14 protein-coding genes are annotated in these 5,827 nt (G+C 37.5%); all 14 read right to left on the bottom strand.

From position 1 onward, the window contains the following. Window positions 1-19 precede the first annotated feature (19 nt). Window positions 20-565, bottom strand: coding sequence for a 50S ribosomal protein L5 (gene rplE / locus ABZC96_RS07780; RefSeq protein ID WP_373030259.1), 546 nt, complete (start codon window positions 563-565; stop codon window positions 20-22). A 4-nt stretch (window positions 566-569) separates the two neighbouring features. Then, complete coding sequence (gene rplX, locus ABZC96_RS07775) at window positions 570-803, bottom strand: 50S ribosomal protein L24 (RefSeq protein WP_373030258.1); 234 nt, start codon at window positions 801-803, stop codon at window positions 570-572. Next, window positions 803-1,171, bottom strand: a complete 369-nt coding sequence (rplN, locus tag ABZC96_RS07770) for a 50S ribosomal protein L14 (RefSeq protein WP_008244848.1) — start codon at window positions 1,169-1,171, stop codon at window positions 803-805. Before rplN ends, rplX begins: the two co-directional genes overlap by 1 nt. Continuing rightward, window positions 1,171-1,419: a 30S ribosomal protein S17 gene (gene rpsQ, locus ABZC96_RS07765; protein ID WP_373030256.1), complete on the bottom strand. Its 249-nt coding sequence runs from the start codon at window positions 1,417-1,419 to the stop codon at window positions 1,171-1,173. The genes rplN and rpsQ overlap by 1 nt, the downstream gene beginning before the upstream one ends. Before the next feature lie 10 nt (window positions 1,420-1,429). Then, window positions 1,430-1,621: a 50S ribosomal protein L29 gene (gene rpmC / locus ABZC96_RS07760; protein ID WP_373030254.1), complete on the bottom strand. Its 192-nt coding sequence runs from the start codon at window positions 1,619-1,621 to the stop codon at window positions 1,430-1,432. After that, a complete protein-coding gene (gene rplP, locus ABZC96_RS07755; protein ID WP_373030252.1) occupies window positions 1,608-2,033 on the bottom strand; it encodes a 50S ribosomal protein L16 in 426 nt (141 codons plus the stop codon). Before rplP ends, rpmC begins: the two co-directional genes overlap by 14 nt. A gap of 2 nt (window positions 2,034-2,035) precedes the next feature. Further along, window positions 2,036-2,734 (bottom strand): 30S ribosomal protein S3, encoded by a 699-nt coding sequence (gene rpsC / locus ABZC96_RS07750; RefSeq protein ID WP_223891931.1) that lies wholly within the window; start codon window positions 2,732-2,734, stop codon window positions 2,036-2,038. 1 nt (window position 2,735) lies between these two features. Then, window positions 2,736-3,074, bottom strand: a complete 339-nt coding sequence (gene rplV / locus ABZC96_RS07745) for a 50S ribosomal protein L22 (protein WP_223891932.1) — start codon at window positions 3,072-3,074, stop codon at window positions 2,736-2,738. 2 nt (window positions 3,075-3,076) lie between these two features. Beyond that, window positions 3,077-3,355, bottom strand: a complete 279-nt coding sequence (gene rpsS, locus ABZC96_RS07740; protein ID WP_373030250.1) for a 30S ribosomal protein S19 — start codon at window positions 3,353-3,355, stop codon at window positions 3,077-3,079. Window positions 3,356-3,366: 11 nt separating this feature from the next. Beyond that, window positions 3,367-4,194, bottom strand: a complete 828-nt coding sequence (gene rplB, locus ABZC96_RS07735; protein ID WP_373030248.1) for a 50S ribosomal protein L2 — start codon at window positions 4,192-4,194, stop codon at window positions 3,367-3,369. Window positions 4,195-4,203: 9 nt separating this feature from the next. Further along, window positions 4,204-4,485 carry a 50S ribosomal protein L23 gene (locus ABZC96_RS07730; RefSeq protein ID WP_373030247.1) on the bottom strand — a complete coding sequence of 94 codons (282 nt, stop codon included), beginning with the start codon at window positions 4,483-4,485 and terminating at the stop codon, window positions 4,204-4,206. Window position 4,486: 1 nt separating this feature from the next. Next, window positions 4,487-5,077: a 50S ribosomal protein L4 gene (gene rplD, locus ABZC96_RS07725; RefSeq protein ID WP_373030246.1), complete on the bottom strand. Its 591-nt coding sequence runs from the start codon at window positions 5,075-5,077 to the stop codon at window positions 4,487-4,489. Further along, a complete protein-coding gene (gene rplC, locus ABZC96_RS07720) occupies window positions 5,077-5,658 on the bottom strand; it encodes a 50S ribosomal protein L3 (RefSeq protein WP_373030245.1) in 582 nt (193 codons plus the stop codon). Before rplC ends, rplD begins: the two co-directional genes overlap by 1 nt. Before the next feature lie 9 nt (window positions 5,659-5,667). After that, window positions 5,668-5,827 (bottom strand): 30S ribosomal protein S10 (locus ABZC96_RS07715; protein WP_373030261.1); only part of this gene is annotated, 160 nt, incomplete at its 5' end.

The raw sequence follows: 5,827 nt of genomic DNA, 5'->3' as shown, positions 1-5,827 counted from the left end.
ATCATTGATTTCTTAGCCATTAGTTTCTCCCTTTAGCGAAAGGCATACCAAGCTTTTCTAAAAGCATGAACCCTTCTTTATCATCTTCAGTATTTGTTACGATTGTAATGTTCATACCGTGTGTTTTGATCACTTTGTCAAATTCAACTTCTGGGAACATCAATTGCTCTTGAAGACCGAAGTTATAGTTACCACGTCCGTCAAAACCTTTTCTTGGTGTTCCTCTAAAGTCTTTTACTCTTGGAAGAGCAATAGATACGAGTTTATCAAAGAAGTTATACATATTTTCACCTCTAAGTGTTACTCTTATACCTGTTGGAGCACCTTCTCTAGCTTTAAAACCTGCAACAGATTTTCTAGCCATAACAACTACCGCTTTTTGACCAGCGATAAGTGAGATAGTGTCAGCCATGTTTTGGATAAGTTTGTTGTCTTTACCCTCTTCACCAGCACCAACAGAGATAACTATCTTTTCAAGCTTAGGAGTCTGCATCGGGTTTGCAATCCCGCACTCTTCTCTGAGTGCAGGAACGATGTCATTGTACTTTTGCTTCATTCTACTCATAGGATTATCCCTCTACTTTTTTTACATTTGAGATGTGGATTGGCATTTCTACGTTGGCAAATCCACCTTCTTTATTTTGCTCGCTTGGTTTTACAGCTTTTTTAGCTGTTTTACAACCTGCAACGATCACTGCATCTTTTTTAGTAAGTACTTGAAGAACTTCTCCAACTGTACCTTTGTCATCACCAGCGATAACCATTACCTGGTCACCTTTTTTAATTTTAAATGTTTTAGCCATTACCATACCTCCGGTGCAAGTGATACAATTTTCATAAAACCTGCATATCTTGTTTCACGACTTACAGGTCCAAAGATACGTGTACCTATTGGTTCTCTTTTGTCATCGATAATTACTGCTGCATTGTCATCAAATCTAATAAGTGAACCATTTTCTCTCTGGATCTCTTTTTTAGTTCTAACAACAACTGCTTTAACAACCTTACCTTTTTTCACTTTTCCTGTTGGAAGTGCTTTTTTCACAGAAGCAACGATAACGTCACCTACTGATGCATATCTTCTTTTAGATCCACCGAGAACCTTAATACACATGATCTCTTTAGCACCAGAGTTATCTGCTACATTTAATCTAGTAAAACCTTGGATCATTACAGCTCTCCTCTCTTCACGATTTCAAGAAGTCTAAAACTTTTTGTTTTTGAAAGTGGTCTACATTCGATAGCACTCACTGTATCTCCAACATTAATGTCATTCTTCTCATCATGAATAAGATATTTTTTAAATCTTTTTACAGTCTTGTGATATCTTGGGTGAAGTACTCTTCTCTCAACCAATACAGTTGCAGTTTTCTCTCCAGCCTTTTTAATCACAGTACCAGTTATTTGTCTTTTTGGCATGTCTGACCCTTTACTTCGATCTAGCAGCAGTTAATGCTGTTTGAATTCTAGCGATATCTTTTTTCGCTACTCTTAACTCAGAAGTGTTTGTAAGTTGCATAGTTTTTTGCTTTGCATTCAATGTAAACAATTCAAGTTTTTTCTCTTTAAGCATTGCTCTAAGTTCTGCTTCGTTTTTGTCTTTTAAATCAATATAGTTCATTACTATCCTTTAAAGTGATAATTTTACACTTAAATGGCATTTTATGAATAGCAAGTGTTAACGCTGCTCTTGCAAGTGTTTCTTCAACGCCTGCCATTTCGAAAATAATTCTACCTGGCTTAATGTTCATTACCCATTTGTCAACACCACCTTTACCTTTACCCATTCTTGTTTCAAGTGGCTTAGCTGTAAGTGGTTTATCAGGGAAAACTCTAATCCAAGTTTTACCTGTTCTGGAAATTTTTCTAGTCATTGTAATACGCGCAGCTTCGATCTGTCTAGAATCGATTCTACCAGCTTCAGTAGCTTTGATCGCGATATCACCAAACTCAATTTTGTTACCTTTGAAAGATTTGCCGCGATTACGGCCTTTCATCTGCTTTCTCCATTTAGTTCTTTTAGGCATTAGCATGATTATTCACCTCTTTTTCTAGATGGCTTTCTACCACCTTTTTTCTCTTCTTGTGGCTCAGCCTGGATACCTTTAGCAAGAACTTCACCTTTGAAGATCCAAACTTTAATACCAATGATTCCATAAGTAGTATGTGCTTCAGCGAAACCGTAATCGATTTTAGCTCTAAGTGTATGAAGAGGAACTCTGCCCTCTAAGTACCACTCAGTTCTTGCCATTTCAGCACCACCAAGACGTCCAGATACAGAAATTTTAATTCCTTTTGCACCTGATTTAAGTGCACCCTGAATTACTTTTTTCATAGCACGTCTAAATGCAGTTCTTCTCTCAAGTTGAGTTGCAACATTTTCAGCAGCAAGTTGACCTGAGGCTTGAGGACGTTTCTCTTCTTTAATATTGATCGCTACATCTTTACCAAGCATTTTGATAAGTGTTGCTTTCAATTTTTCAATATCCGCACCTTTTTTTCCGATAATAATACCAGGTCTAGCAGTTACGATATTTACTCTTAATTTTTTAACAGTTCTTTCGATGATGATGTTAGAAACACCTGCATAGAAAAGTTCTTTTTTAAGGTATTTTCTGATTTTGTAATCTTCAGCGATAAAATCTGCTGTTCTACCTTTTGCCGGGAACCATCTTGACTCCCAGTTTCTGTTAATTCCAAGTCTAAGACCTATAGGATTTACTTTTTGACCCATATTATGCGTCCTCCCCAGTTTTTTCAGCTACGCCAACTTCAACTAAAATGTGCGCTGTTGGTTTAATGATTCTAGAAGCAGTACCTCTAGCTCTTGGTCTCCATCTTTTCATTACCGCTGCTTTGTCAACTCTACAAGAAGTAATTGTTACTTCTTCCGGTTCAAAGTCACCGTTAGCAACTGCAGATGCGATTACTTTAGAAATGATACCTGCTGCTTTGTTAGGCATAAACTCTAATGATGCAAGAGCAAGTTCAGCATTCATACCCTGAACTTCTCTAGCAATAAGTCTAGCTTTAGTAGGTGATACTCTTACGAATTTTAATAATGCTCTACTCATAATTAACCTACCTTCTTCTGTACAGAACCTTTGTGGCCCTTAAATGTTCTTGTTGGTGCGAATTCACCTAGTTTATAACCTACATGGTTTTCAGTTATAAATACTGGTACAAATTGTCTACCGTTGTGAACGTTGATTGTCAAACCAATAAACTCAGGGAAGATCACAGATCTTCTTGACCAAGTTTTAATAGGTTTCTTATCAGCAGACTCTTTTGCTGCCAATACTTTTTTCATTAGGTGACCATCGATAAATGGACCTTTTTTTGTCGATCTTGCCATATCTTAGCCCCTTACTTTTTACGCTTAGAGATAATTAATTTATCACTAGCTTGTTTTTTACGAGTTTTAAACCCTTTAGCCGGAGTACCCCATGGAGATACTGGATGACGTCCTGAGTTTGTTTTACCTTCACCACCACCATGTGGGTGATCTATAGGGTTCATCGCAGAACCACGTGTTTGTGGTCTAATACCAAGGTGTCTGCTTCTACCAGCTTTACCGATAACGATATTTGAGAAATCTTCGTTACCAACAGCACCAATAGTTGCAAGACATGTACCAAGTACATATCTCATTTCACTAGATGGAAGTCTAAGTGAAACGTATTTACCATCTCTACCCATAATCTGTGCGTAACCACCCGCTGAACGTGCGATTTGACCACCATGACCTGGACTCATTTCAATGTTGTGAACCAATGTACCCACTGGGATGTTCATCAATGTCATTGCATTACCAGTCTTGATATCAAGACCTGACTCAGCTGACATGATTTTATCGCCTACATTAAGACCTTTTGGTTGAAGTACATATCTTCTGTCACCATCAACATATTTGATAAGACAAATTCTACAGTTTCTGTACGGATCGTACTCAACAGTTGCTACTGTACCTTCGATGTTAAATTTATTTCTTTTAAAATCGATGATTCTATATAGTTTTTTAGCACCTGCTTCTCTGTGACGAGAAGTGATTCTACCGTTACTGTTTCTACCCGCAGATCTTGGAAGATTCTTAAGTAGTGCTCTAACGCTTGCTTTAGCAGTGATATCACCACTGTCAAGGTTAGTCATATAACGACGTGAAGGTGTGGTTGGTTTATATGTTTTAATTGCCATCTTCTATCCTTATACCGCTAAGCTTTCGATTTTTGCATCTTCTGGAAGTTTAACATAGAACTTTTTAGTGTCTACTCTTTTACCTTCGATACCTTTAAATCTCTTCACTTTACCATTTACTCTCATTGAGTTCACTCTAAGTGGATTGATCCCGAAAAATTCTTTAAACACTTCCTTAAGACCATTTTTAGTCATTCTTGGAGTTGTTTGAACTACGATGACACCATCTTCTTGAAGAGCCAAACTCTTCTCTGTATACATAATTGATTTAATATCTGTAATATCTGCCATCTTAAGCCTCTTTAGTCAATTTATCAAATATAGCTTTTTCAATCACAATTGAGTGATATGCAGCAGCAAGATAAGCGTTAAGCTCATTTGATTCAATAAGGTATGCGTTTTGAAGATTTCTGAATGCTAAGAAAGTCTTATCATCAATCATCTCTTTCACTACAAGTACATCTCTTTGCTCAAGGCCATTTACAAATGCCAATGCATCTTTTGTTTTACCTGATGCAATTTCGATGTTATCAACAACAAAAAGTCTTTCGTTTGCTGCCATTTCTGCTAGTGCATGGTAAAGCGCAAGTTTCTTTTGCTTTTTGTTTACTTTTTGGTCATAGTTTTTATTTGTACTTGGTCCAAATGCAACACCACCACCAACAAATACTGGTGATCTTAATGAACCTGCTCTTGCACGTCCGCCACCTTTTTGAGCCCATGGCTTCTTACCACCACCACGTACATCAGATCTAGTTTTAGTCTGTGCAGTGTTGGCTCTAAGTCCAGCAGCATACGCTTTACAATAAAGATAAAGGTTATGTGGATGAACTTCCAAAAATGCTTGTGGAAGGTCTGTTGTTTTAATTGCTGTTGTTTTCATTATTTAACTATCCTTACCAATCCTCTAGCCCCATTGTGACCAGGAATTGAACCTTTTAATACTAAGATGCCATTTTCAGCATCAAATGACATTACGTCATTTTTTACAGTTACTTGTGTGTTACCGTAATGACCAGGCATTTTTTTACCAGGCATTACACGTCCAGGCCACTCGGCATTACCGATTGAACCGATACGTCTACCAAATCTATGTCCGTGTGAACCAGGTCCACCACCAAAGTTGTGACGTTTCATACCACCGGCAAAACCTCTACCCTTAGTGTTAAGAGAAGTTTTTACTACTTCAGTTTCAGCCAATACAGCTGTATTTAAATCGCCTGCTTCAGTACCTTCAGCAACTTCGATAGTCATAAATTTGTTGAACTCTTTAGATACACCATATTTAGTCTGTTGACCTTCGATGCTCTTATTAAGTTTTTTGCTTGAGTTATATGCAACAAGTGCTTTCCCGTCTTCTTTCACTTCACAAACTTTCGTTTCAATAACTTTAAGAAGTGTAACTGGAACACTTGGTACATCAACAGTTCTGCTCATACCAATTTTTTCTACAATAAATTCCATTCTCTACTCCTACTTGTCCATTGATCTGATTTCAACTTCGATTTCAGGTGCTAGATCCAACTTCATAAGTGAATCAATAGTATCTGAAGTAGCCGAAACGATGTCGATCATTCTTCCGTGAATTCTGATCTCAAATTGCTCACGAGCGTCTTTATTGACGTGTGGTGAT

Source organism: Sulfurovum sp., assembly GCF_041551015.1.
GTDB lineage: Bacteria > Campylobacterota > Campylobacteria > Campylobacterales > Sulfurovaceae > Sulfurovum.
The sequence above is the reverse complement of the archived record's forward strand: the minus strand, read 5'-3'. Positions and strand labels throughout refer to the sequence as shown.

Excerpts from the sequence above, each read along its gene's own strand:
- rpsS (WP_373030250.1), bottom strand. The coding sequence starts at position 3,355 with ATGGCAAGATCGACAAAAAAAGGTCCATTTATCGATGGTCACCTAATG.
- rpsQ (WP_373030256.1), bottom strand. The coding sequence starts at position 1,419 with ATGCCAAAAAGACAAATAACTGGTACTGTGATTAAAAAGGCTGGAGAG.
- rplC (WP_373030245.1), bottom strand. The coding sequence starts at position 5,658 with ATGGAATTTATTGTAGAAAAAATTGGTATGAGCAGAACTGTTGATGTA.
- rplB (WP_373030248.1), bottom strand. The coding sequence starts at position 4,194 with ATGGCAATTAAAACATATAAACCAACCACACCTTCACGTCGTTATATG.
- rpsC (WP_223891931.1), bottom strand. The coding sequence starts at position 2,734 with ATGGGTCAAAAAGTAAATCCTATAGGTCTTAGACTTGGAATTAACAGA.
- rplN (WP_008244848.1), bottom strand. The coding sequence starts at position 1,171 with ATGATCCAAGGTTTTACTAGATTAAATGTAGCAGATAACTCTGGTGCT.
- rplD (WP_373030246.1), bottom strand. The coding sequence starts at position 5,077 with ATGAAAACAACAGCAATTAAAACAACAGACCTTCCACAAGCATTTTTG.
- rplV (WP_223891932.1), bottom strand. The coding sequence starts at position 3,074 with ATGAGTAGAGCATTATTAAAATTCGTAAGAGTATCACCTACTAAAGCT.
- rplX (WP_373030258.1), bottom strand. The coding sequence starts at position 803 with ATGGCTAAAACATTTAAAATTAAAAAAGGTGACCAGGTAATGGTTATC.
- rpmC (WP_373030254.1), bottom strand. The coding sequence starts at position 1,621 with ATGAACTATATTGATTTAAAAGACAAAAACGAAGCAGAACTTAGAGCA.
- rplE (WP_373030259.1), bottom strand. The coding sequence starts at position 565 with ATGAGTAGAATGAAGCAAAAGTACAATGACATCGTTCCTGCACTCAGA.
- rplP (WP_373030252.1), bottom strand. The coding sequence starts at position 2,033 with ATGCTAATGCCTAAAAGAACTAAATGGAGAAAGCAGATGAAAGGCCGT.
- ABZC96_RS07730 (WP_373030247.1), bottom strand. The coding sequence starts at position 4,485 with ATGGCAGATATTACAGATATTAAATCAATTATGTATACAGAGAAGAGT.